Origin of the sequence: Mesorhizobium sp. M0152 (assembly GCF_040322415.1) — a bacterium.
Lineage (GTDB): Bacteria > Pseudomonadota > Alphaproteobacteria > Rhizobiales > Rhizobiaceae > Mesorhizobium.
Window position 1 is genome coordinate 111,477 of the sequence record NZ_JAMYTH010000011.1, and the last position, 24,498, is coordinate 135,974.

Below are 24,498 nucleotides of genomic sequence, written 5' to 3' on the forward strand. Positions count from 1 at the left end.
GGAAATACCCAGATTTGCCGTTGACCTGCTGATGCTCAACCTCGTCGGAGATCGCGGTCAGCAGATGGGATGGATGTGCTGGCACTACGGCAGTTTGACAAGCCGGCCATCGGGGCGCTAGCACCGTCCAAAGCCAAGAGTCGCAGGGCAGAACTGACCGCACCAAGCGGGCTGCGGGACCCATCAGCTAACGGCCAGGTTGGTACCTCAACGCGCATCAGCACCGTGGATGCCACATTGTCCTTGCGAGCGCGATCTCGGAACTTCGTTGTGACGCAGTCAGTGCGCTGTAAGCAAATGAGCGGAAGAACGACACCCAGTGGAGGTGAGAAGTGATGCGGCGTCAAGATCCTCCGCGCTTTGCGGCAAACACACTGATCCCTCTTCACAACCCGGTCTTTCGTTCTATCTGGACAGCCACGCAGATATCCAGCCTTGGCTGGCTGGTGCAGAGCGTGGCTATAAGCTGGCTCATGGCCACGATTTCAGCCTCCGATCTGATGGTTGCGCTCGTACAGGCTGCATCGACGCTGCCCGCGTTCTTCTTGTCGATCCTTGCTGGAGCCATTGCAGACAGCTTCAGCCGCCGTGGCGTGATGCTTGCCGGACACTGCCTGATCGCACTGGCATCCACGGCGCTGGCACTCTCTGTGGGACTGGGCTTTGCTAGTCCATGGCTAATCCTGGGACTGAGTTTCTTGGCCGGATGCGGCTTTGCCTTGAACGATCCAGCCTGGCACGCCTCGGTCGGCGATATCCTGGAAAAGCGCGACATACCCGCTGCAGTGACGCTGATGTCGGTGGGGTACAACGTGGTTCGGAGCATAGGACCGGCGCTGGGCGGTGTAATCTTAGCTTTGCTGGGCCCCCTTACGGCTTTCGCCCTCGCTGCGCTAAGTGACCTGGTCCCGTTGAGCGCTGTTTTGCGCTCACAGTGGCAAGTTCGCTCTTCGCCTCTTCCGCGCGAGCGGATGACTACGGCCATTCATGATGGCATGCGATTCACGGCGATATCCTCAGAGATCAGAGTGGCGATCGTGCGTGCAACCCTGTTCGGGCTATCAAGCATCTCGATCCTTGCTTTGCTCCCCCTCCTGGTTCGCGACCAACTGGCGGGAGGGCCAATTGTGTACGGCGTGCTATTGGCCGGCTTCGGCACAGGCGCCTTCATCGCCGGCATTGGCAGCAGCTACTTGAGACGCATCACGTCCCAGAACCGATTGATCACGCTCGCATCCGTTGCTTGCGCAACGTGCTGCCTTTTGATGGCCCTCACATCGTCGGTGGCTGTGGCGGCGATCGCGCTTGCAATCGGTGGCGCTGGCTGGGTTGTCACCTGGACCGGAACCGACGTGTGTGTGCAGTTGGCAAGCCCAAGGTGGGTCGTTGGTCGCACCCTGTCCATTTATTACGCCCTGACCTACGGCGGCATGGCAGCGGGTAGCTGGATCTGGGGTGCTGTCGCGCAGTACTATTCGCTGACGTGGGCTTTGGAAGGTGCTGCAGCGGCACTGTTGCTGGTCGCGGCTGTGGGAAAGCTATTGCCGGTGCGGCTATGGGAGGAATCGGATCAAGCGGCCGTCGACTTCAGGCCACCAGAACTGGCCCTCCCTTTGAAGCCCAGGAGCGGTCCGATCGTGATCAAGGTGGAGTACTCGATACTCGAGGAGAGTATCGATGAATTTCTGAGCTGCATGCGCGAAAGGCGGCGCGTTCAGAGCCGCGCCGGTGCGCGGGACTGGACCCTCCAGCGCGACCTTCAGAAGTCGACGCTTTGGACCGAGACATTCCGCACGCCGACATGGACGGACTATCTTCGTCTAAACCATCGACTAACGGTGAATGACAGGGACATAGGCGAGCGCCTTGCCGCTCTGCACATGGGTGATTCTCCGCCTCGCATCTCACTTTCAATCGAGCGGTCGACAAGCCCCGCCCCCGGCAGCCAAGTCCAGCCTGTGCCTTTTGTATCGCGCCCGTGAGAAAACCAAAACTTGTCTGGGCTTGGACACGGAACGAGCTACTCCTTAATTTGTTGAGCCTGCCCGGATTGCAAATCGTTCCGGCCGGTTAGGCGAGCATGAGGATTCGCGTGGCAATTATGTCCATCACGGGTCCCATGTTCCGCCCGAGACCCCCCTCTCTGCCGCCAGACCGGCTTGAGCACGGATTCAGGTCGCCTGTCCTTTGCATAGCGGCGGGCAACGAATAGCAAGGGGGCGGAGGGTATCCCCGTCTGCGAAGCGGGCAGAGGAGGAATCCGCAAGGCGGGTTGCTGGGGAGACGGGCCGCGCGCCTCTTTCCGCCTAGTTTTCTCCGTTACAAAGTCCCCCGGGACGGACTGCCAATTCACGCCAGGGCCAACAGCATGGTTGCTCGCACGGGCGACCGCCGCGTCTGCCGGTCCTGCGAGTAGAATGAGGGAAGTGCGGCTTCATCCTCGATGCCAGAACTCGCGTCGCCGTACCGCGGCCGCCAGAGCCCCTTGCGCTGTCACGAGTCAGCCCACCTTTCTAGCTGGCAGCGCATCGGGAGCCGATCCGCAGCACCTGTCGGCGCGCCTTCCGTGTCAACGCAGAACATGATGCATATTCCCAGCGCTTTTTGACAGAGCGAACTACAAAATGCAGAACACTGACTCTCCGCCAAATGAATGCTGCGAGCAAGCAGCAGGCGGAGGAACTCCGTCTGGGCTGAGTATGTGTTTCAACGCAGACAAATAAATTATAGCCAGTTCACGAAACGCCGGGCCCGCTCCTCTGGCGTCCGATCGTCCAGGAAATCCCCTCGGCGCGCACCACGCCAGACACCTCCTTGCCGATATGATGCTCAAGCACCGGCCGCCAAGGCACCAGCGTGAACTCGCGCGATTTCTCGATGACACCGTATTTTCCGCCGGCGAGCTCGACGCAGCAGCGCAGCGTTCCGTCTATTCGATTGCCATGCTGCGCTTCAGAATACGAGAGCCCGAGTTCGTCCGAGAGCTGACTGGCAACACGGTTCAGCTCTCGTTGGCGCAGCATTGAAAGCATGTTGGCGCGATAGATGACCCGATCCTGCGCATCATGGGCAAGACCTTGCGCGATCAGCCACTGCTGTCGGCGGGCCTGGATCTGACGTACTTCGCGACCGAAGCCAGAGTCGCGCAAGGACTCAGGGTGGGCTGATACCAGCTCCTGGTCGATCCAGGTGGCGCCGTCGAAGCCTACTTGGCTCTCCAGCGGCATTGATGAGAGCTTGTCGACGACAACAGGCTGGGCCCTCGCTCGCTGACGCTCGTAATCCGCGACGCGGTTGAGATGGTCGGGCGCGACTGTCCATGTGCCGTCCGGCTCGCGCTCGACGCCACCGGTCGCACGGCGGATCGCCTCCAGTCGCCGCACGTGCGTTTCGGCAAAGCGTTCGGTGGCCGAGGGGTCATGCTTGAGATGGATATCGATGCTGTAGCGCCCGTCGTTGACCGTGGCGATGCCGGCAATTGTGCGGTCGACTTTTCTTGGCCCGGTGTCCCTCGGCCTGACCCGCACTATGCAGCCCTCTGGTGTCGGTTGGGTGGCCTCGCCTTTGCCGATATCAAAATAGTGGCTTTTGCCGTCCACGCCGTCGACGACGAGGTAATGGCGGTCAGTGATTTCGTCGGCCAGCCCGCGCCCGACGACACGTCCGACCACGGTTTGAGCCGACCCGTCGCATCGATCGTGGATAAGATGGTCGGCGGCACTGCGGACGAGCCCCTTGCCCGTCAGCTCGCGATGGATGGTCTTGACGATGTCGCCGCGCGCGCCGATGCGGCGTAGCGTAGCTTCGAGCTCATCCTCCAGGCGCCAGCGACCGGCAGGCATCTCCTCGGCGAGGCCCATCCGCTCGAGCTTGCGCAGGCGGCCCTGGTGCAGCGTCTGGCGAAAGGTGTCTCGGCTGGCCGGTGAGACACACCCCTCATCGTCGCGCATGCGCATCAGCTGCCGGTCGATGCTGGTGAAGCGTTCCTGATCCATCTCCTGGCGCAAGCGCTGCTCGATCTCGCGGTCGGTGCGCGGGCCAAGGTCGAGGCTAACCAGTTCGGCTGCGCGCTCGCGCAAGCCAGAGGAGATGTAGTCCCGCGCTATGACGAGGTTTTCGCCGTGATTGTCCCTGCCGCGCACGATGAGGTGGGTGTGAGGATGGCCGGTGTTGAAATGGTCGACGGCCACCCAGTCTAGCCTGGTGCCGAGGTCTTCTTCCATTTGCGCCATGAGGCGCCGGGTGAGCGGCTTCAGGTCATCATACTCGATACCGTCTTCAGGGGCGACGATGAAGCGGAACTGATGACGGTCACCGTTCGCGCGATCGAGAAAGGCCCTGCCGTCCGCGCGGTCATTGTCGGCAGCGTAGAGCTCGCCACGCTCGCTTTCCCGGGTGACGCCGTCGCGCTGGAGGTAGCGGAGGTGCGCACGAGCCCCGTCGACTCCCTTGCCGGCCAGCTTGACGATGCGTGCCTTGACGACTGCGCGCCGCTGCCGAAACGCCGCGTGGCGGTCGCGCGCTCTAAGAACGGCGGCAGCGGCCCCGCCGCGCCCCACCCGGCTTCCGATGAAGCGGCTGCCGCGTCCGCTCCTGCCGCCTGCTCGGTTGACCGCGGCCTGCACCTGGCCAGCGTAGCGTTTGCCCGCCTTCGAGCCGCGCGAGCCAATTTTGCCGAGCTTCGGCGTGAATTCGTTATCCTGCATGCGGCCTCCGATGAGCCAGCAGCAATTTCAGAGGCTTGCGCGCCAGACCCTCCTGGACCCGGAGGCAACCTCCTGGGAAAACGATGTGCAGACAAAGACTTGGCCGCCTCCAGGAGGCGCTGCCTTTATCTTGCCTTCCGCGGACCTGCCTCCCTGCCCCCGCCCGAACCACGGTAGCCGCTGCCCTCACCTGCGATCCGGCCGGCCTGATCTTGCTCGCTCCGATCCGAGCGGCACCAGGAGTTGGCCATTCGGGCCGGTCACGGAAACACCGTTTCGGAGAAAAAACAGCGACTGCCCGGACGGGATTCCCGGCGCGCTTTTGGAACGGGATTTGCCGGTGAGCGCGTCCATATCGGCGGCCGAAATGCCCGCCGCCTTGATCTCTTCCAGATACGAAACCGTCTCGCTAGGCAGCGGTCGCCCGCGCTGCAAATGCTGCTCGTAGCGCTCCGGCCCGGCGTTATAGGCTGCAAACAGGCCTGGAAATCCGAAGCGGTCATACATGGCGCGCAGATAGGCAGTGCCTGCCAGAATGTTGTCGCGAGGGTCGTGCGGGACGGCTCCGAGGCCGAGCTCTGCGCGCAACTCCTCGTAGGTGGCTGGCATCACCTGCATGAGGCCAATGGCGCCGGCGCTCGACGTGACCGGCCGCCCATTGAGCGTCGTCTGCCCCCGGCTTTCGGCATCCATGACGGCATAAATCCAGGTCTGTGGAATGCTGAAACGCCGGCTTGCTTCGGCTACGAAGGGCTGCCATCTTGCAAGCTGCGGACTATGGGAGATGACGACCGGCTTCGTGTTGGTCGCGGCGGAACAGGAGCATGGTGCGAGACACGCCATGCTCAGCATAAGGAGGGTCACTCGGTCCATAGCGGCACGAGCCTCCCGATGATGTTTTCGGCCGGCACCGGCCCGAAATAGCGGCTGTCGAACGAGCGATCTTTATCGCTGCCGAGCAGGAAAACCTCGGCGGCGGCGAGTTTTCGGCATGCATTCCACCAAGGCAGCGGACGGTGCTGCGTGTCGGTTGCAAGCCGGCGCGCGGCTATCTCGCCGCCGATGATGATGGCGTCGCCGAAGGTGCAGACATGCTCGCCGGGCAGCGCCGCAAGGCGCTTGACCAGCGGCACGTTGCTGGGCAGATAGAAGCGTTCGGCGGCGAGATCGGCGACCGGTCTTGGTGGGCGGACGAGTACGAGATCACCACGAGCGGGCGATCTGGATGCGGCGCGATAGAGGCCGACCGGCGCACTCGCCGAGGCGTTCCAGACCAGCCAGGGCGATGGTTTGCCGAAGGCGGCGAAGCCGATCAGGCCAAGGCCGATTGTGGCAACGACGATCGTCTTGCGGGCTCGAATGCGCCGCAGATGGCTGCCGATCAGACGGATGGTGGGACGCCGGCTCATGAGCGGCCTCCCTCACCGGCCGAGCCGGATTCGTGCGCGCCATCCTCGGGCGCGGTCTCCTGCGCGTGCCCCTTCGACCAGTCGTCGAGTTCGTCGATGTGATAGCGGACATAGCGGCCGTGCTTGCGGAATTGTGGGCCACCGCCTTTGAGGCGCATCTTCTCCAGCGTGCGCTGGGACAGCCCGATATAGAAGGCCGCCTGCGCGGTGTTGAGAAACGGACTGCCCTTCTTGGCGCGGGCTGCGCGTTCGTTTTCGTCGTCCATGATGATCCTCGGTTCGTTACGGGCAAGCGAGGCGAGGATCGGCGAGCGAGATCATTTTGGGGACGGGCGAAGAGTGGGGGGCGAGTTTTCGCCGCCCCTTCGGCGGCCTCACGGGTCCTGAGAGAGGCCCTGCGCCGGTTGGCGGCGCAGGGCTTTGCGGGTCGGCCGGTCAGTCGACCGGGTTCCAGATGATGGCGTAAGTGTCGTCGTCATCCTGGCCGGCGGCGCGGCCCAGATTGGCGTAGAGCTTGCGCGGGCCAAACTCGGGGGCCGCAATCGACAGGCTCACATAGTCCTTGCCGGAGGTCTCGCCGGTGCGGATCCAGGCCGCACCCACTTCGACCCCTTGCGTCAGCACCCGGAAGTCGGGATGGGTGTCGGCGCTCTTTGCCTGATTGGGCACGATGTCGATGTCGGCGCGGACGCTGAGCGTCTTGAGCTGGCCCTTGTAGCCGCCGTTTTCCTGTTTGGTGACGTATCCGATTGCGGTCATTTTCAGTCTCCTCTTGGTGCTCGCAGGGGACCATTCCCCTGCGATGGCGGACCGTGATGGGCGCGTCCGGACCGCCGGAACCGGCACGGCCGCAGCGCCAGCGGAGGACCCGAGCGGGGAGTTTTTTTGAAGCGAAGCGGCGCGAGGAAGCCGCCGCAGGCGGCGGGGAAAAAAGCTGCCGGCGAGGGTTTCGAGCGGGCCGGATCCGCCCATAGGTCGTCAAGCCAGGCGCAGGGGAATGGTCCCTGAGACACAATGGAGACAGGTTGCGCGATCGGGAGCACAATAAGCAGGCGGCAATATGCGGGGGGCCGGCGGCGCGGGCTCTCTCGGCAATCGGATTGGCAATTGGACCCACGCGCCTAGCGCCTCAGCAAGCAATCCGGGGCGGTGCGGGGCTGCCGAAATGGGGGCGAATTGGCGTTGGAATTTATCGCACGCGGCACTGGCTCGGCAAGACGATCAATCGGAGCCGGCGCGGCCCGGAGCGGCGCGCGCGTCCTTAGCGGCAGTACTCGAGAAAACGCCGCTCGGGCCCTGATCGACTATTCGCCACGAACAGCGACTGCTTCCTTGCGCACAGATCGGCGAATAGGAAGGCCTCGCGGCTGGGCAGCTTTCGGCCGGGAATTTGATCCAGCGTGCAGCCAGGCCTCAACTTGAGGCGGCGGCCATTCTCGCCACCAGGAAGCCGCGGACCTCCCAGGCGAAACTGCTGTCCGCGCCATGCTTGCCGCCGATCTCGGCGAGCATCGAAACGGCGATTTCCTTGTCGCGCAAGCGATCGAAACGCCATTGTCCGGTTGCCGCCATATGCCGACGACGCGCACGATATTGTCGTCGCCAAGCGCCCACCTTGCGCGCGAACATGCCGGCGGCAGCAAGGGGTCGCGATTGCCGCTGGCCACCACCGGGCAGGCCAACAGCTTGTGCCGCATATTGCCGAATGCGGCGTCAGCCTTGCAGCCGGCAAGGCTGGCAGTCACTGTCTCGTTGGCTGCGCGCTGCGGCCCGGGGCGCACCTTGGCGATGCAGATCGGCATAGTTCAGCATCGGGCCGGTGAGTTCCGGCGCCGTCAGAAACGGGCATCTCCTCGCTATCCGGCGTCGGCTCGGTCGTGGCCAGTTGAGCATCGGGCATCGTCATGCCGCAGTCCCTTCTTGCGCCTCGCCTTCCGCATCGGCCTGAAGGCCAAGCAGGAAATCGGCGGCCTTCGAGGCGAGGCTGGCGGCACGGAAAATGGCGCGGTTGTCCTCGCGCAGCACCTTCAGCCATGAGCCGATGTAATCGGCGTGACGCACGGTCGGCTCGATGCCGAGATTGCTGCAGACGAAGGCGGCAGTGATTTCGGCGACCAATTCTTCACGCGCGTAAGCCTTGGAGCCGAAGGAGCCGGAGAGGTCGCGACCAAGCCGCGTCGGGTGGCCGGTCCAGTGGCCAAGCTCGTGAAAGCAGGTCCGGTAATAGTCGATCTGCTGATGGAACGCCGGCTGCGGCGGCACCTGAATGTGGTCGCTGCCCGGCATGTAGAAAGCGCGATCGCCGCCGACCCTGAAATCCGCACCACTGGCGCGAATCAGCGTTTCGGCCTGCGGCACGATCTCGCACTGAGGCAGCGGCTCGGCGGGGGCATGGAGGTGTTCCGGAAGATTGTCGCACTGCGCGACATTAAAGACGGTAAAGCGCTTCAGAAAAGGCACGGCCTGTGGTGCATCGCCCTCGTGGCGTGCGCGCTCCTTCTCGTCCTTGGGGACAAAGCGGTCGGCATGCACGATGGTCGTGCCGCGCTCGCCTTTCCTGACATTGCCGCCCAGGGCAAGCGCCTGCCGGAAGGTCAGCCAATTCTGGCTGGGATAGCTGCGCTCGATGACGGCGCCCCACAGGATGAGGATATTGATGCCGGAATAGCTGCGCCCCGTGGACGCATTCCTCGGCAGGCCGAGGCCTGCTTTTGCGCTGCCCCATGGCTTGACCCATGGCACGGTACCGCGCTCCAGCTCGGCAATGATGCGGTCGGTGATCTCCTGATAGAGGCTGGCGCCCGGGCGCCTGCCCTTGCCTGCGCCAGCCTCTCCGCTGGTGGTACGCTTGCTGTTTGCACGCATGTGTTATCCTCCGCTCACCAATCGCCGCGCCTTTCCCCGGAAGCGGGGTGGGCGGCGAGTCGCGACCGGAAGGGCCCGCCCAGTAGGCGGAACGCATCCGAAGGACCGTAACGAAGAGGAGGACCCTGAGCGGCACGCGAAGGGTTGCGGGCTGCCGCAGCGGGTCTAGAAGGGAGTGCCGCCCGCCCCGCGCCACCGGGAAAGGCCAACAGACAAACCGCGCCGCCCGCAAGGGCGGCGGCCGTCACAGCCCGAAGGGCTGCCCACGCCAAGGGGCGAAGCCGAATGGCCGAGACCGCCTGAGCTTGCCGAAGAAAAGCGGGCTCGGTTCACGAGCACCTGGTGCGCGTCGTCAGGCGCGCGGGCGCGCGCCAAGTTTTTTCGCACATGGTCAGGCGGCGCAGTTACGTCGAGGAACCCGACGGCATCGGCGCCGTGCGCGCGGCTTCCTCCGAAAACCAGCGCTCGCCTTTCAACAAATTGAGGCATTGTCCTAGACAATATTCCTGTCCGGATCATGATAGATGCGGCGCGCCCGCTAGGACCGGAGGCTGGACAGAATCTCGCACGGATCAGCGTCAATGGCCGCAGTTATGTCGAGAAACTCGATGACGTCGAGACGCCGCTCTGCGCCCTCGTACTTGGCCACGAAGGATTGGGGACGACCAAGCTTGTCAGCCAGCTGCTCCTGGGTCAGGCCTTTGGCCTTGCGCAGCGAAACCAGCTGGGCCAGAAACCGCTGGTGGCGGGGCGATCGAAGGGATTTGGGCATGGAGGCGAACCGGTCGGGTAAAGACCGGATCAGCGACTAATCCCGGTTTCGGATTATCCCATTTTGGGATATACTGCGTGCGCTCACAGGCGAGGTTCGCAGGCATGAATGGACCAATGGGAACAGATGAGACTCGAAGCTCAACTTTGAGCGATGAAGTCCCCTGGTCGGAGAACCTCACGAGCTACGACAGGGAGCATTTCACGATCTACCTGCGGATCCTGGATGCCTGCGCCGACAATGCCAGCGAAAAGGAGATGGCCGAGCGCATTCTCGGCATCGACCCGTCCATTGACCCGGTCCGCGCCCGCAAAGCTCTTCGCAGCCATATCGACCGTGCGAACTGGATGGTGACGACCGGCTACAAGGAACTGTTCGCCGGCTGATGCACAACGCCCACTGCCACGTGTTTCGAGCAGGCAAGTCTCTGTAGCCAAATTCGGCAGCGCACGGCCGCGACAGCCGGCGCGGCGGGAGCGGTCACAACTGGTTCGCGTGCTGTTTGACTGCCATTTCCAGTGCTTGCATCGACGGCACAGCCTTGGAGAAGAGGAAGCCCTGAGCGGTTCGGCAGCCAAGCTTGTGCAGGGTTTGCCGATCCGCCTCTGTTTCGACGCCCTCGGCCATGACCTCGATCCCGAGCATGTCACCGAGTTCGATGACCGATTTGACAAGCAGTCGGTCCTCTCGGGACTTGGCCAGGCCGCGAATGAAGCCCTGGTCTATTTTCACCTTGCGTATCCGACGGTCCTTGAGAGATGCCAAGGTAGAAAAGCCGGTGCCGAAGTCATCGAGCGCGATGGAAATACCGGCATGTGAAAGCCGTCCGAGCTTTTCATCCACTCTGTCCGGGTCCACCGGCGATTCTTCGGTAATCTCGATTTCGAACATCGTCGCAGGCAGGCCTCTTGCCGCCAGACCCTCCAGAACCATGTCGTCGATATCGCCGGCTTCCAGTTCGCGAGGGGAAACATTCATCGCCACACGAATGTCACGACAGTCAGCTTTCACCAAGCCGTCGATAAAAGCACAACAGTCGGCGAATACGGTTTGCGTCAGCAGCTGAAGCATTCCGGTTTCGCGTGCGGCCGTGATGATTTCGGGTGGAGAGATGGCACCATGCGTCGGATGGGACCATCTCAGCAAGGCTTCAAAACCGACCACCGTCTCGGTTTCGAGTTTCACGATCGGCTGGAACCAAGGTTGCAATCTTCCCGTCTTTATCGCCGAATGAAGATCCCGTTCGATCGACTGGCGACGTTGCAGTTCCCTGTCGAGTTCGGCATCGAACAGGCAAAATTCGTTCCTGCCATGGCGCTTGGCCGTATACAGGGCGATATCCGCCCGCAACAACATTTCAGTCAGGCTCGGCGTCTGCGCCAAGTATATCCCTATCGATGCCCCGACCCGAACGGACGCGACCTCGATATAGGGGCGAGCAATTTTGGCTATGATATTGGAGGCGAGATCACTGGCAGAAAGCGAAGCTCTCGTTGAGGGAAAAACCAGCACGAATTCATCGCCGCCGATACGAGCGAGCGTTGAGCCTTCGGGTGCTTCCTGCTCTATGCGGCGGGCGATCATGACAAGCAGTTCATCACCGGTCCTGTGACCGTAGGTGTCATTGACAGATTTGAAGCCGTCCAGATCAATCAGCATTGCCACGAAGGGGCCATCCGCGGTCTTGAACCGACCGATGGCGTGTTCAAGGCCCCGCCTGTTGAGAAGGGCGGTCAGATGGTCCTCCCTGGAGTTGCGCTCCATTTCCGACGCAAATCGCTCTGCCTCATGTCTCAGGCGGCTTGCTTCGCGGAAGCGCGCCTGCCCAACAAACGAAGCTCGGACCAAGCCGCCCATGAAGAGCAGAACGGTGAAAGCCAGAATGTAGCGTTCAAAATTGCCTTTCGCCAAAAGGCACGCCACCGTGATGAGGAGTGGAGGTGTGATGAAGCTGGTCGCCGCCGCGGCATACGAACTGCCATATGTAACCGCACCAGCTGAAATGCCCGCCAGTATGACCAGATGCATCGGTGCTTGTGGTGTTGTGTATCCAACAGTCAGCACGGCCGGGAAGGACCATGCAAACCCTGCCAGAAGGGCAAGGACGCCAAACATGCGAAGGCGCGGCAAAACGCCAAGCAAATCCTGATGGCGCCCCGTTTCCTTTAGCTGAAAACGGGCGAGTGCAAGCCGGGCGGCATTTAGCGCATTGACGACCAGGAACCAGCTGGCAGCGGCAAAGCCGCCGCCAGAAAGGGCCTGCACCGCGCAAATCAGGCCTGACAGGATCGCGCTTATCGGCATCGACACGAAGAGCCCGGCCCTCAGGTCAGCAAGCTGATCCTGACGGATTTTGGCCTCCAGCGATTCTTCTTCCTTTAGGGGTGCCATGAATGGACCAGCTTGCTTGCGTCGTTGTTCGCGAGGACCAAACCTATGCAAGCCCACTGAAGGACGGGTTAACTACCCAGCGAGGGTAACCAGTGCGCTCACCATGCTGCGGGTCACACCTTTGGCTTAGCATTGCCGAATCATCAAGGCTTCGCCCGCGCGCGTGCCTTGATCCGAATCATGCCATGATCGGCAACGTCACCAGGAAGCAGCCGTGCCCGCGACGACGCGCGCCAGCAAGACAAGGAAGCCTCGCCGAGACAGCGTTCCAGAGCGGCAGCGCTCTGTGCGATTCACCGCCTGAGCATGGCCGAAATGCCATGGCGGACAAAGGGAAGATGTTGGGCAAAGCGGAGCCCAGCATGTCTTGCAAGCCGTGCCGCCGGGTGCTCGCTTGAGTAGAGACCGACAAGCATGTTGGTGGCATGATAGAGCGGCCCCGCCGACAGCCGCAGCCGGCTTTCGTATCTGCCGAGCATGTCGGGATCGGCAATGTCGCGGCGGGCGCGACATGCTGTCAGTATTTTATGAGCGAGTTGCTTCTGGCCGCTGAGGCCGATGTTAAAGCCATGCGCGGTCACCGGGTGCATGCCGATGGCAGCATCGCCGATCAGTGCCGCACTCGGAGCCGAGAACTTGTGCGCCCAGGTCGTGACCAGCGGATAGGCATGGCGGGTGCTTGCCAGGGTCATCTGCCCGAGGCGTCCTCGACACCTGTTCATCAATTCCATGCGGAACAATTCGTCATCGAGAGCAGACAGTCTGTCGGCCTCGCTTGAGCGCAAAGTCAGAAGCAGCGACGACACGCCTTCCATGAGCGGCAACATCGCTATGGTCTGATGGTGGTCGAACCATTCGACCGCGATCTGGTGATGGACGCGCTCGTGCCTCACTCGGCAAATCAGCATGGAGTGGCCAAGCGGATGGATGGTGGCGCCAATGCCGAGCAGGTCGCGCATCGCGGACAAACGCGAATCCGCTGCTACGAGCAGCCGAGCGGCCAATTGCCTGCCATCAGAAAGCGTTATGACCGCCTCGTCTTCGCTATTTGTTGCATTGACGACCGAGTTGCCGCACAGGAGCCGGGCATGATCCTGGCAGTGGACAATTTTGAACAGGGCATCGCGGATCCGACAATTTGGGACCAGAAATCCGAGTGGTTCCCCAGATCCGCTGGGGCCATCGAAGCTCAGGGCGAAAGGGCTGGATCCGTTGAGCACGCGCGCGCCATGAAGCGGTGATTTGTCCGATGCGGGGATGGCATCCCAGGCGCCGAGCTCGCGAAGGATTCTCACTGATGCGTGGGTCAGCGCGATCTCGCGACCGTCGAAAGCCGGATTCGCCAGGCTGTCGAGCGACTGCCGTTCAACCACTGCCACCTTGAGTCGGCTCCAGGCGAGCGATGCTGCGAAGGCAAGTCCGACCGGCCCAGCTCCGACGACAATGATGTCGAATTTGTCGACATAGCCGGCCATCAGCGTGCCGCCATAGCGGCTATCTTCGATACGAAGCGCTCTTGAAGCATCGCAATCACCCACGGTTTGCCGCTCATCTCCCCAACTCGATAGACATGCGTTCTCCGTTGGAAGCCTGGTCAATGAAACCATGCCGATGAAGAGATAACGCTGATCTGGATCAACCAGGCTCGACAAACCCGGCAGCGGCGGGTTCACGGTCGAGTGGTCGATTGCCGTGAAAACGTCTGCATGTCTGGGCATTCTGAATGGTCGGCTTCCCAATCGCGTGCCCCTCCTGGCCAAAGGTTCGGCAACGTATTGTGGCTGATCCGTTCTTCGCACGCGCGCCTCGCGGGCAATCGCCAGCAAAGATTCGGTCGACTGACGACCAGCATCCGCACAGTCGTTGGCGCCGCCAACCGGTTCAGCCTCGCGGCTCTTCCCGATCGATAAGGACCCGCTCGGCGGAGCCGTTGAGATCTTTGTATTGGCCGCTCTACAAGATCCACCGGAAGCCCCGGTCCAAGCCCCACCAAAACAGGCAGCGGCCATCGCATTTCCGTCAGGACGGGCGTCTTGCTGCCGACAGCGTGCTCTCCGACCATAACGCGCTAGACGCCGAAGGAACTCGCCGACGGCCTCATGTCCAAATGATGTGGGAAGGGAGCAAACCAAAGGGACTCTGCTTGGCGTCCCCGCTTTTTTCGCAGCTATGAAACCATCACTGAGAACGGATCCGTACTGAGGAGGAGGCGGTCCTTGACTTGCCCGACGCCGGCAACCTTCTCGGCCGCAACGATCGCTGCCTTCCGCTGACGCTCGTCGACAATCGCCCCCTTCAGTTCGACAAGGCCGTCGCTGACCCTCACATCGATCACGTCACCACCGCTCCAGGTTTGTGGCTGCAGTTCGGCAAGGATAGCCTTGCGGATCAGTTCGTCATCGGGTGGCGTGGTGCCCTGTTTCGACATGGCGCGGATCAGGACAAGCAGCAAATCAGTTCGCGTGATGATGCCGACGACCCTTTCCCGATCGACAATCGGGACATTGTTGTGCGATGTTGCATCATCAGGTCGACAGGAGGCGCCGAGATGACGTGTGTGGTCATCACCTGATGGATGATCCGTCCATTCGAGCGCACACATAGTCATTGGCGGTTGTGCCCGGGCCAAGATCAAGCTCCAGCCAGCGCGGACGCACACGCTGGGTTCCGAGTTCCTCTCGGCGCAAGAAGTCGCTTTTGCTTACAATGCCAACCAAGGTGCCGTCGCTGGTCGTTACTGGCAGGCAGCTGACTTTGCTTGAAAGCATGACCGCTTCGGCGATCGTCGCGTTCGCATGCGTCGTGATGACTGGCTTTGTCATTAAGAATTCGGCTTGCATCCTCACCCTCCTGATCTTTCGTCGGACGACGATAGGACATCCCGACCCGCGGCGCGTTGATCTGAGTCACGTGGAACGAGTGGCATTCTCCGCGCCGTCGTCGCTGTCGATGAGAATGCGCTCCGCCGCGCCATCGAGATCCTCGTACTGGCCGCTTCTCAACGCCCAAAGGAAGCCGGACAGGCCGAGTGCGCCAAGGAATAGCGCTACGGGGATGAGGTAGACGAGCGTCGTCATGACGATTGAGCCAAGGCGCCGGCCCGCGCGGGCCTGTCTTGCCGCGCAATCGCGGACGACGCACCCGTTGCGAAGCCTTGCAGACGCATGGCATTTCCAACCACGAGCAATGACGAGGCTGACATCGCGACCGCGGCGATAAGAGGCGTAACATGGCCCAGAATGGCGATCGGCACGGCAACAGCATTATAAACGATCGCAATTGTTATGTTCTGTCGGATCAGGCTTCCCGCCTTGCGCGATACGTCAACAGCCAGCGGGACCGCCAAGAGGCTTTCGCGCAGGAAAACGAAGTCGGCTGCATTGCGGCCAATGTCGGGGGCGGTGGCGGGTGCGATCGAGACATGCGCAGCGCTCAGCGCCGGCGTATCGTTGAGCCCGTCGCCAACCATCAGAACCTTGTGCCCGTCCCTCGCCAGCGTCTCGATGCGTTCAACCTTGCCGGACGGCAGCAGGCAGGGAACGAAATCATCGACACCAAGCCCGTCCGCAACCTCGGCGCAGGCTTTCGCGGTGTCGCCCGACAGCATCTCCACGCACATACCAGCGTTGTGCAGTTGATCGATGGCTGCCCTGGCGTCGACGCGCAGCGCATCCTCGAAATCGAAGGTCGCGACAATGATCCCGTCTTTCGTCAGAACCGTCCCGCCATAGCCATGTCTGCCTTCGCGGCCGGTGCGGGCTTTCCATCCTCCGCGTCGACCCAGCCGCCAGGTGCTACCGGCGGCAGCGGCTTCGATGCCGAATCCCGGCTGCTCGGTGACGGCATCGAATTTGTGCTGCCCGCCAAGGCGGGCAAAGCCGGCTATGGCCTTTGAAAACGGGTGACGCGAGTGCGCAGCCATGTCTCCCGCGATTGCCAGCATGGCCGGATCAATCGAGCTCGCATTGACCAGCCGGGGTTGGCCGAGCGTGAGCGTTCCGGTCTTGTCGAACACCGCTGTATCAATTGTTGCCAGGCGCTCCATGGCCGAACCATCCTTGACCATGATGCCGTGCTCGAACAGACGCCGAGCGGCGACCACCTGGACGATCGGCACGGCGAGGCCTAGTGCGCATGGGCATGTGATGATGAGAACGGCGATGGCGATGGTTATGGCCCGGTGCCAGTCGCCGGTCGCCGCCATCCAGCCGAGGAATGTCGCGAAGGCGGTGAGATGCACCACTGGCGCATAGAGCGCCGAAACGCGGTCGGCGATCCGGCGGTAATGCGCGCGGCCACCCTCGGCGGCTTCCATCAGCCGAACCATTTCCGCCAGGAACGAATCCTTAGCGGCGGCTGTCGCCTTGATGGTCAGCGGGCCGGTGAGGTTGAGCACGCCGGCCTGGACGGCATCATCTGGCGCCACGCTTCTGGGCGTGCTCTCGCCCGAGACCAGCGAGCAGTCGACGTCCGATGTCCCACGCGTGATCTTGCCGTCGACGGGGATTCTTTCGCCGGCCGCGATCAGCAAAAGCATGCCTGGTTCGATCTCGCCTACCGGCAGATAGTCGCGTGCGCCATCGCCGCGCAGCACCATGGCGCCACGCGCCGCGAGCTGTGACAGGCCTTTGACGGCGGTGCGGGCGCGTTCGCGCATCACGTGATCGAGCGTGCGGCCGATCAGGAGGAAGAACAGCAGCGACACCGACGCGTCGAAATAGGCGTGGTCGCCATGGGTGATCGTCTCATAGAGGCTCATGGCGTAGGCCAGCGACACGCCGACGGCGATCGGCACATCCATGTTCATGCGGCCGTGACGCAGCGCATTCCAGGCTGACTTGAAGAAGATGCCGCCGGCGAAGGCGAGGGCGGGGATGGCGATCAGCGCCGAGACCCAGTGGAACAGGTCGCGGGTAGCGCCTTCAGCACCGGACCAGACAGAGACCGAAAGCAGCATGATGTTGCCCGCCGCAAAGCCGGCGACAGCAACGGCGCGGATCAGCTCCGAAAGCGTCTTGTCCTTGTTGTCGACCTCGGGGTCGAACAGATGCGCCTCGTAGCCCAGCCGTCCCAGCGCGGCGACGAATGGTGGTACCTGGTTTCCACGCCAGCGGACCGCGACCCGCTTCGTCGACAGGTTGACACGAGCGCTCTCCACTTGATCGAGCTTTCCCAGTGCTGTCTCGATCGCCTGGATGCAGGCCGCGCAATGAACCGTGGGGACCGAAAGATCGGTCTGGCGGAGATCATCGCCAAGCGATCGGCTCGCCAGCCTGATCTCCTGGCTGGACGGCAGGACCGATCCGGCGTTGACCAGATCAAGCGCCATTTCAGCACCCGGCGCACAACAGCTCATTGCAGCGCTCCATGGGAAATCATGATCCTGCGGACGTCGCGATACGGTTTATCCAGGCCGGCATCGGCGTCGACTTCGACGATCCAGACACCATCCTTCGGCAAATGCTGGGCGGCGAATTCCTGACCCGAGGCGAGGACGAGCTTGATGGATTCATCCTCTTTTTCGTAAGCGGGATGGCGAAACAGCGCCTTCACGCCATGCAAGGGAACCGGTTTGCCGGCGGCGTCGATGAGGCCGTAGCGGACTTCACCCGATGCGATGGTCAGCTTGCCGGTCCAGCCGAGGGCTGCCTGCGCCCGCCCTTCCTCGGCCTTCCTGTTGAACTGCTGGCTCGCCACATAGGTGTTTTCGACGACCAGGCCGGTCCAGCTCGTGTTGGCAAGCGTCGCCATGGTCAGATTGACCGCGATGACCACACCGAAAAAGGCCAGGATGATGGCCAACATGTGCCTGCCGGTGAATTCGCGGGTTTTTTGTGTTCTGGCGCTCATCTGGCAGTCTCCGGCGCGTTGAAGGTGGCGGTGTACTCGTTCGACTCGAAGCTGGCTCTGTCCTCGACGCGGAACTTGAAGGTCTGTGCCGGAGCGCGGATCTGGTCCGCCGGCTGGCGAACGAAGACCCTCAGCATTTTCAGGCGGTCGGGTTCGACCGGAATGGCGAAGGAACGGCCTGCGGGGATGTCGTCGCCGACGACGACGATGTCAGCGCCTTCAAGGCCCTGCATGGTTACGACGATCGTCCTCGGCTCGGGGATCATGTTGAGCAGCTTGACGGTGTAGCCGTTGCGGATCGAGCCGTCGGAGAGCGTCACGAATTGTGGATTGCGGTCGTGCAGGACATTGATTTCGAGCCGGTCGCGCGTCAGCAGCGAGTAGAGGAGGCCCAGGCCGATCAGCGACCACATAGCCATGTAGACATAGGTGCGTGGCCGAAAGATCTTGCGGATGTGGAAATGCGCCACTCTGTCCGAAAACAGGCCGTCATCCGTCCTGACCAGCGCCGGATTGACTGAGCTGGACCCGCCTGCAGTCGCCAGCATCATGTTGGCGTTGTAGTCGGAGAGCGTCGCATAGGCGATCAGCCCACGCTCCTTGCCGAGCTTGTCCATGACGCCGTCACAGGCGTCGATGCAGAGCGCGCAAGTGATGCATTCGAGCTGCTGGCCATAGCGAATGTCGATCCCCATCGGGCAGACCGCGACACAGGCATTGCAGTCGACGCAGTCGCCCACGAGCTGGCCTGCGGCCAGCACCTTCTTGGCATGACGCGTGCGCGGTTCGCCGCGCCAGTCATTGTAGGTGACGGTGAGCGAACTTTCATCGAGCATGGCTGCCTGGATGCGCGGCCATGGGCACATATAGGTGCAGACCTGCTCGCGCATCAGCCCGCCGAACGTGTAGGTCGTTGCCGTCAGCACCGCGACGGTGATGTAGGCGACAGGCGCTGCCGTGCCGGTGAAGAGTTCGCCGAGCAGCGTCGGCGCGTCAGCGAAATAGAAGATCCAGGCGCCGCCCGTCAGCGCGCCTATGGCCAGCCAAATGGCGTGTTTCGATACCCGCAGCACAAGCTTGCGGGGAGTCCAGAGACCGGCATCAAGCTTGATACGAGCGTTGCGGTCACCCTCGATGGCTCGCTCGACGACCAGGAACAGATCGACCCATACGGTCTGCGGGCATGTGTAGCCACACCAGGCACGGCCGACAGTCGAGGTGATCAGGAAAAGACCGACGCCGGCCATGACCAGAAGGCCGGCGACATAGTAGAATTCCTGCGGCCATATCTCGATGAAGAAGAAATAGAAACGCCGGTTGGCGACATCGAGCAGCACGGCCTGGTTCGGGCTAAACGAGCCCCGATCCCAGCGCAGCCACGGCGTCAGATAGTAGATGCCGAGCGTGACCGCCATCACCAGCCATTTGAACTGGCGAAAGCTGCCCGAGGCCCGCTTCGGGAAGATCTTCTTGCGCGCGGCGTACATTGGCTGACGCACCTTGGCGGAGTCGACCGGCGTGGGTTCGATCCTTTCTATTTGCGAGTTATCAAGCACGAGAAGCTCCAGTTACCAGCGACGATTTCGCCGGAAGCCGACTCATCGGTTCTGGATGATGCCGAGGCCCGGCTTGCGCCGGGCCTCGTCGCTTGGCGGGAGGGGGAGGACGAGAATAGGCTTCTGCTCCTATTCTCCGCCGCCAAGCGAATGGATGTAGACCGCCAGTTCCTTGACCTTGGTCTCGCCGAGGCGCGCGCCCCAGGCCGGCATCACGCCCTGTTTCGGCGCGGTGACCTGGGCGGCGATGGCCGCTTCGCCTGACCCGTAGAGCCAGATGGCGTCGGTCAGATCTGGAGCGCCGAGTTCCTTGTTGCCTTTTGCATTGTCGCCGTGACAGGCCACGCAATTTTCGGCGAAGACCTTGGCGCCGGGCGCGACCAACGATTGATCGCCGACAGTGCCGGACAGGCTGGCAACGTAGGTGCTGACCTGTTTGATCTGATCGGCGGTGATGATGTCGCCAAAGGCCGGCATTTCCGACAGGCGCGTAGCCGGGTCGGAGGCGAAGCGGATGCCATGAGCGATCGTCTGCTGGATCTGGTCCACCTCGCCGCCCCACAGCCAGTCGTCGTCATTTAGGTTCGGAAAGCCCTTGGACCCTTGGGCGCCAGAACCGTGGCACTGCACGCAATTGACCTTGAACGCGGCGGCGCCGGCAGCGACGGCGAATTCGCGCAGCGTGTCATCCGCAGCAATCTCCGAAACACTTTTCGACTCTATTGCGGCGACATATTTGCCCTTTGCCGCTTCGGCCGCGGACAACTCGTTCTTGACTTCGTTGCGGCTGGAATAGCCAAGTACACCCTTTGTCGCGGAGTGCAACAGCGGCCATGCCGGGTAGGCAATTGTGTAACCGATCGCCCAGACTATGGTCATGTAGAAGGTGATGACCCACCAGCGCGGGAGCGGGTTGTTGAGCTCGCGAATGCCGTCCCACTCATGACCGGTCGTCGAGATGCCGGAAACCTCGTCAATGTGATCGCTGCTCATGATCAGTCCTCCTTCAGAGGAATTTGAGCTGCTTCGCCGGCTTGCCTGCGGCTGCCGGGACGAAGTGCAAAGGCAACGGATCCGATGAAGAAAAGAGCCATGGCAAGCAGGCCCCAGCTGTCGGCAAACTCCCGCATGAAATTGTACGTCATCGCCATTGTCCTCAGCGGTAGCCGGCGGTCTCATCGTAGTTCTTGAAATCGACAAGCGTGCCGAGCATCTGGAGATAAGAAACCAGGGCGTCCATTTCGGTGACTTGCTGCGGATCACCGTCGAAATCGCCGATCCTGGCCTTGGGGTAGCGGGCCTCGAGGCCGGACGTGTCGGCATTGGGATCAGCCTGCGCCATCAAATCGGCATTGGCGTTAGCGACCATGTCGTCGGAGTAGGGGACGCCGACGCGCCTGTTGGCAACCAGATGCGTCGAGAAATCCTTCACCGCGATCGGCGTATCCTTCAGAAAGCCATAGCTCGGCATGATGGATTCCGGCACCACGGAACGAGGGTCCGTGAGGTGCTCGACATGCCATACATTCGAGTAGCGGTCGCCAACCCGAGCGAGGTCCGGTCCGGTGCGCTTCGATCCCCATTGGAAAGGATGATCGTACATCGACTCGGCCGCCAGGCTGTAATGCCCATAGCGCTCGACTTCGTCGCGGAACGGCCGGATCATCTGGCTATGGCAGAGATAGCATCCCTCACGCACATAGATGTTGCGCCCGACCAGTTCGAGCGGCGAGTAGGGCCGCATGCCTTCGACCTTCTCGATCGTGTTGTCGAGATAGAAGAGCGGCGCGATCTCGACGATGCCGCCGATTGTCACGACCAGCAGCGACCCGAGGAGAAGAAGTGTAGCGTTCTTCTCGATGACCGCGTGTCTGTTCATCAACCTCATTTTCTGTCTCATCATCGCGCAAGCTGGAGGGCGGGAACGGAGCCGGGCATCGGATCCTCCTCGCGCCGGTAGCCAAGGATGGTCATGGCGATGTTCCAGGCCATGATCAGGGCGCCGGACAGGTACATGGCTCCGCCGATGGCGCGCATGATGTAGTAGGGGTGCATGGCGGCCACGGTTTCGGCGAAGGAGTAGACCAGGAAGCCCTGCTCGTCGTATTCGCGCCACATCAGGCCCTGCATGATGCCGGACACCCACATGACCGACGCGTAGACAACGATGCCAAGCGTCGCCAGCCAGAAGTGCCAGGTAACGAGGCGCAGCGAGTAGAGCCGTTCACGGTTCCACAGCTTCGGCACCATGTAATAAAGCGCGCCGAACGAGATCATGCCAACCCAGCCGAGTGCGCCCGAATGGACGTGTCCGATGGTCCAGTCGGTATAGTGCGACAGCGAGTTGACCGTCTTGATCGACATCATCGGGCCCTCGAAGGTGGACATGCCGTAGAAGGCGATGGCCATCACCATCATGCGGATGATCGGATCGGTGCGGAGCTTGTCCCAGGCGCCCGACAGCGTCATCAGGCCATTGATCATGCCGCCCCATGACGGCATCCACAGCATGATCGAGAACACCATGCCGAGCGTCTGCGCCCAATCGGGCAAGGCGGTGTAGTGCAAATGATGGGGTCCAGCCCAGATGTAGAGAAAGATGATTGCCCAGAAATGGACGATCGACAGCCGGTAGGAATAGACCGGCCGGTTCGCCTGCTTGGGTACGAAATAATACATCATGCCGAGAAAGCCGGCGGTCAGAAAGAAGCCCACGGCGTTGTGGCCATACCACCATTGCGTCAGAGCGTCCTGGACCCCGGAGAAAGCCGAATAGCTCTTCGAGCCCAGGAAGGAGGCGGGCATGGAGAGGTTGTTGACCACATGCAGCATCGCGATGGTGACGATGAAGGACAGGTAGAACCAGTTGGCGACGTAGATGTGGGGTTCCTTGCGCTTCAGGATCGTGCCGAGGAACAGGATGAGATAGGCGACCCAGACGATGGTCAGCCAGATGTCCACATACCATTCGGGCTCGGCGTATTCGCGGCTCTCGGTGATGCCGAGCAGGTATCCGGTTGCGGCCATGACGATGAAGAGCTGGTAGCCCCAGAACACGAACCAGCCGAGATCGCCGCCGAACAGCCGGGCGCGGCAGGTGCGTTGCACGACATAGAGAGACGTGCAAAGCAGCGCGTTGCCGCCGAAGGCGAAGACGACTCCCGACGTATGCAGTGGCCGCAAACGGCCAAAGTTGAACCAGGGCTGGATGTTGAGATCGGGATAGGCAAGCTGCAGCGCGATGACCACGCCGACAAGCATGCCGATGACACCCCAGAACATGGTGGCGATGGCGCCATAGCGGATTGGCCCGTCCATGTAAGCGGACGGGTCGATCGGCGCGGCAGGCTTGAACTCAGTGTTGCGCAACAGGATCGCAGTGAAGCCAGCCAAGGCGAAGAACAAGACCCACATATGCTGGCGAAAGGGTTCATCCACCCCAGCGCCAGCGGCCACCAAAGCCGCGAATGCGAACAGGCTTAGAAGCACGATTTCTTTGCCGAATTTCATCGCAAGCCCCGATTTCCAATTCCGGCGGATGCCAAACCGCGGTGCCTTATTGCGCAGCCGTCGCCTGCTCGCCCTGATCCATGTCAGAGCCGCACCATTTTGCTTCGAGCAGCATCGAGTTCGGTGCGATCAGACTGTGCCGAATGTGGAAGTGCAGCACCGGCCGACGGTTTATGGACAGGCCCGGCGTCCCCAGTCGGGGCCCGGGTAGGAGGCGACCGTGGGCGTGTGGGGAAGCGCACCTTGACGCTGGTAAGCAGGCCGATGCCTTACCGAACGTCGATCGTTTCAATGCCTTGGAACAGCCAGCGCCAGCGTTGCGCTGCCTTCGCGACATTTATAGTTTGGACGGCGATTTTCGCCTGCGTATGAGGCATATTGACTTCGGCCAAGTGTGGATGCTTCGCCGACGAGCCCAAACGCAACTGGCGTATACGATCGGAATTAGAACGGGCTGTCGCTACGCGATGTCTTCTGAGCCCAACGCGAGCATGCCCTGCCCCGAATGAAGTAAGTGGCGTGGGCCATGCAGCTTCGTGTCATTCAAACGGCTATTGCGCCTCGGCCGCCGCAGCGCCGTTCCAGCCGGCTCATGCTGTCCACGGTGACGCGGCGGTTGTTCTCGATCCGAATCACGCCGTCCATTCTCAGGCTGGTCAGCTGACGGCTCACGGTCTCGTTAGTGATTCCAAGGAAATCAGAGATGTCGGCACGCGTCATCGGCAGCTCGAAGCACGCCGACCTAGCCGCCGGGTCAACATTGGAGTCGATGTTCCGGGCAATCATGAGGAGAAAGCTCGCCACCTTCTCTGGTGCGGTCTTGCGCCCCAGAGTCACCATCCATTCGCGGGCCTCGTCAAGTTCGTTCAGCGCCTGCTTGAGCAGGCGATGCACAAATTCGGGTGACTGCTTCATCATCCGTTCGATGGCCGCTCTCGGAAACGAGCATAGCGAGACAGCTGTTGCCGCTTCCGCATTGATCGCACTTTTCATCTTGAAGGGCCGTCCCAGAAAATCCGGCGCGAACTGGAGACCGACGATCTGCTGGCGGCCGTCCGAAAGGCTCTTCGTGAGCTTCACCACGCCTGAAAGCACGTTTGAATAACAGTCGACCGCCTCGGCGTCGCCGATCAGTTCGACCCCCGGCTCGATATTGTGCCGCGACGACGTCTTGGCGAGCTGAGCCAAATCGTCTGGCTCGAGCGCGCCACAGACACCGCGGCGCCGTGCCTCGCAAGGCAAGCAAAGAACGGGAATGCCGGAACTGTGAATATCCTGCCGTAATGTCATTCGATCGCTCTACCGGTCCAGTGCGGGCAGGATAGCAATCCACGGTAGAAAAATCCTTGCGGCAGTTTGTCCGTGCTGAAGGTTGATCGAAATCAGGGCTTAGGCTCATCCAAGCATCCACAGTTCGGGCGACGCAAACACGGTGGACC

The 24,498-nt window shown here is 61.9% G+C and carries 23 protein-coding genes; 2 read left to right on the forward strand and 21 right to left on the reverse strand.

Going from position 1 to position 24,498, the window contains the following annotated elements:
- The first annotated feature begins 335 nt into the window (after nucleotides 1–335).
- Nucleotides 336–1,982, forward strand: coding sequence for an MFS transporter (locus tag NKJ26_RS14210; protein ID WP_031203413.1), 1,647 nt, complete (start codon nucleotides 336–338; stop codon nucleotides 1,980–1,982).
- 753 nt (nucleotides 1,983–2,735) lie between these two features.
- Here NKJ26_RS14210 and rlxS read toward each other — a convergent pair.
- The 8 genes from rlxS to NKJ26_RS14250 form a co-directional block, all read right to left on the reverse strand.
- Nucleotides 2,736–4,706, reverse strand: a complete 1,971-nt coding sequence (rlxS, locus tag NKJ26_RS14215) for a relaxase/mobilization nuclease RlxS (protein WP_352695813.1) — start codon at nucleotides 4,704–4,706, stop codon at nucleotides 2,736–2,738.
- 186 nt (nucleotides 4,707–4,892) lie between these two features.
- Nucleotides 4,893–5,579: a lytic transglycosylase domain-containing protein gene (locus tag NKJ26_RS14220; RefSeq protein ID WP_352611444.1), complete on the reverse strand. Its 687-nt coding sequence runs from the start codon at nucleotides 5,577–5,579 to the stop codon at nucleotides 4,893–4,895.
- Nucleotides 5,567–6,115, reverse strand: a complete 549-nt coding sequence (locus tag NKJ26_RS14225; protein ID WP_352695814.1) for a S26 family signal peptidase — start codon at nucleotides 6,113–6,115, stop codon at nucleotides 5,567–5,569. Before NKJ26_RS14225 ends, NKJ26_RS14220 begins: the two co-directional genes overlap by 13 nt.
- Nucleotides 6,112–6,381 carry a helix-turn-helix transcriptional regulator gene (locus NKJ26_RS14230; protein ID WP_023735797.1) on the reverse strand — a complete coding sequence of 90 codons (270 nt, stop codon included), beginning with the start codon at nucleotides 6,379–6,381 and terminating at the stop codon, nucleotides 6,112–6,114. The genes NKJ26_RS14225 and NKJ26_RS14230 overlap by 4 nt, the downstream gene beginning before the upstream one ends.
- A 169-nt stretch (nucleotides 6,382–6,550) precedes the next feature.
- Nucleotides 6,551–6,874: a DUF736 domain-containing protein gene (locus NKJ26_RS14235; RefSeq protein WP_023762782.1), complete on the reverse strand. Its 324-nt coding sequence runs from the start codon at nucleotides 6,872–6,874 to the stop codon at nucleotides 6,551–6,553.
- 654 nt (nucleotides 6,875–7,528) lie between these two features.
- A complete protein-coding gene (locus tag NKJ26_RS14240) occupies nucleotides 7,529–7,744 on the reverse strand; it encodes a hypothetical protein (RefSeq protein WP_198020838.1) in 216 nt (71 codons plus the stop codon).
- 273 nt (nucleotides 7,745–8,017) lie between these two features.
- Nucleotides 8,018–8,980, reverse strand: a complete 963-nt coding sequence (locus NKJ26_RS14245; protein ID WP_023735801.1) for an ArdC family protein — start codon at nucleotides 8,978–8,980, stop codon at nucleotides 8,018–8,020.
- A 538-nt stretch (nucleotides 8,981–9,518) separates the two neighbouring features.
- Entirely contained in the window at nucleotides 9,519–9,752 is a 234-nt protein-coding gene (locus tag NKJ26_RS14250; RefSeq protein WP_023735803.1) for a helix-turn-helix domain-containing protein, read from the reverse strand.
- 104 nt (nucleotides 9,753–9,856) lie between these two features.
- On the opposite strand from NKJ26_RS14250, the gene NKJ26_RS14255 reads away from it, so the two are divergent.
- Entirely contained in the window at nucleotides 9,857–10,138 is a 282-nt protein-coding gene (locus NKJ26_RS14255) for a DNA -binding domain-containing protein (RefSeq protein WP_081731037.1), read from the forward strand.
- Nucleotides 10,139–10,232: 94 nt separating this feature from the next.
- Here NKJ26_RS14255 and NKJ26_RS14260 read toward each other — a convergent pair whose 3' ends face one another.
- From NKJ26_RS14260 to NKJ26_RS14320, 13 genes are all read right to left on the reverse strand, one after another.
- The gene (locus NKJ26_RS14260; protein ID WP_352695816.1) at nucleotides 10,233–12,143 is read right to left on the reverse strand and encodes a putative bifunctional diguanylate cyclase/phosphodiesterase; all 1,911 of its coding nucleotides are present in this window, start codon (nucleotides 12,141–12,143) and stop codon (nucleotides 10,233–10,235) included.
- Between the two features lie 293 nt (nucleotides 12,144–12,436).
- A complete protein-coding gene (ubiM, locus tag NKJ26_RS14265) occupies nucleotides 12,437–13,618 on the reverse strand; it encodes a 5-demethoxyubiquinol-8 5-hydroxylase UbiM (protein WP_352695868.1) in 1,182 nt (393 codons plus the stop codon).
- Between the two features lie 692 nt (nucleotides 13,619–14,310).
- Nucleotides 14,311–14,772: a BON domain-containing protein gene (locus tag NKJ26_RS14270; protein WP_352695818.1), complete on the reverse strand. Its 462-nt coding sequence runs from the start codon at nucleotides 14,770–14,772 to the stop codon at nucleotides 14,311–14,313.
- Nucleotides 14,708–14,983 (reverse strand): CBS domain-containing protein, encoded by a 276-nt coding sequence (locus NKJ26_RS14275; protein WP_352695820.1) that lies wholly within the window; start codon nucleotides 14,981–14,983, stop codon nucleotides 14,708–14,710. Before NKJ26_RS14275 ends, NKJ26_RS14270 begins: the two co-directional genes overlap by 65 nt.
- Before the next feature lie 66 nt (nucleotides 14,984–15,049).
- Nucleotides 15,050–15,220 carry a cbb3-type cytochrome oxidase assembly protein CcoS gene (gene ccoS, locus NKJ26_RS14280; protein ID WP_352695822.1) on the reverse strand — a complete coding sequence of 57 codons (171 nt, stop codon included), beginning with the start codon at nucleotides 15,218–15,220 and terminating at the stop codon, nucleotides 15,050–15,052.
- A complete protein-coding gene (locus NKJ26_RS14285; protein WP_352695824.1) occupies nucleotides 15,217–17,499 on the reverse strand; it encodes a cation-translocating P-type ATPase in 2,283 nt (760 codons plus the stop codon). The genes ccoS and NKJ26_RS14285 overlap by 4 nt, the downstream gene beginning before the upstream one ends.
- Nucleotides 17,496–17,993 carry a FixH family protein gene (locus NKJ26_RS14290; RefSeq protein ID WP_352695826.1) on the reverse strand — a complete coding sequence of 166 codons (498 nt, stop codon included), beginning with the start codon at nucleotides 17,991–17,993 and terminating at the stop codon, nucleotides 17,496–17,498. Before NKJ26_RS14290 ends, NKJ26_RS14285 begins: the two co-directional genes overlap by 4 nt.
- Nucleotides 17,990–19,549, reverse strand: coding sequence for a cytochrome c oxidase accessory protein CcoG (gene ccoG / locus NKJ26_RS14295; RefSeq protein WP_352695828.1), 1,560 nt, complete (start codon nucleotides 19,547–19,549; stop codon nucleotides 17,990–17,992). The genes NKJ26_RS14290 and ccoG overlap by 4 nt, the downstream gene beginning before the upstream one ends.
- 129 nt (nucleotides 19,550–19,678) lie before the next feature.
- Entirely contained in the window at nucleotides 19,679–20,542 is an 864-nt protein-coding gene (gene ccoP, locus NKJ26_RS14300) for a cytochrome-c oxidase, cbb3-type subunit III (RefSeq protein ID WP_023809313.1), read from the reverse strand.
- Between the two features lie 2 nt (nucleotides 20,543–20,544).
- Complete coding sequence (locus NKJ26_RS14305) at nucleotides 20,545–20,694, reverse strand: CcoQ/FixQ family Cbb3-type cytochrome c oxidase assembly chaperone (RefSeq protein ID WP_023766610.1); 150 nt, start codon at nucleotides 20,692–20,694, stop codon at nucleotides 20,545–20,547.
- Nucleotides 20,695–20,705: 11 nt separating this feature from the next.
- Entirely contained in the window at nucleotides 20,706–21,437 is a 732-nt protein-coding gene (ccoO, locus tag NKJ26_RS14310) for a cytochrome-c oxidase, cbb3-type subunit II (RefSeq protein ID WP_352695829.1), read from the reverse strand.
- 11 nt (nucleotides 21,438–21,448) lie between these two features.
- Nucleotides 21,449–23,059, reverse strand: a complete 1,611-nt coding sequence (gene ccoN, locus NKJ26_RS14315) for a cytochrome-c oxidase, cbb3-type subunit I (protein ID WP_352441140.1) — start codon at nucleotides 23,057–23,059, stop codon at nucleotides 21,449–21,451.
- A 543-nt stretch (nucleotides 23,060–23,602) separates the two neighbouring features.
- The gene (locus tag NKJ26_RS14320; protein ID WP_023766606.1) at nucleotides 23,603–24,349 is read right to left on the reverse strand and encodes a Crp/Fnr family transcriptional regulator; all 747 of its coding nucleotides are present in this window, start codon (nucleotides 24,347–24,349) and stop codon (nucleotides 23,603–23,605) included.
- Nucleotides 24,350–24,498 lie beyond the last annotated feature (149 nt).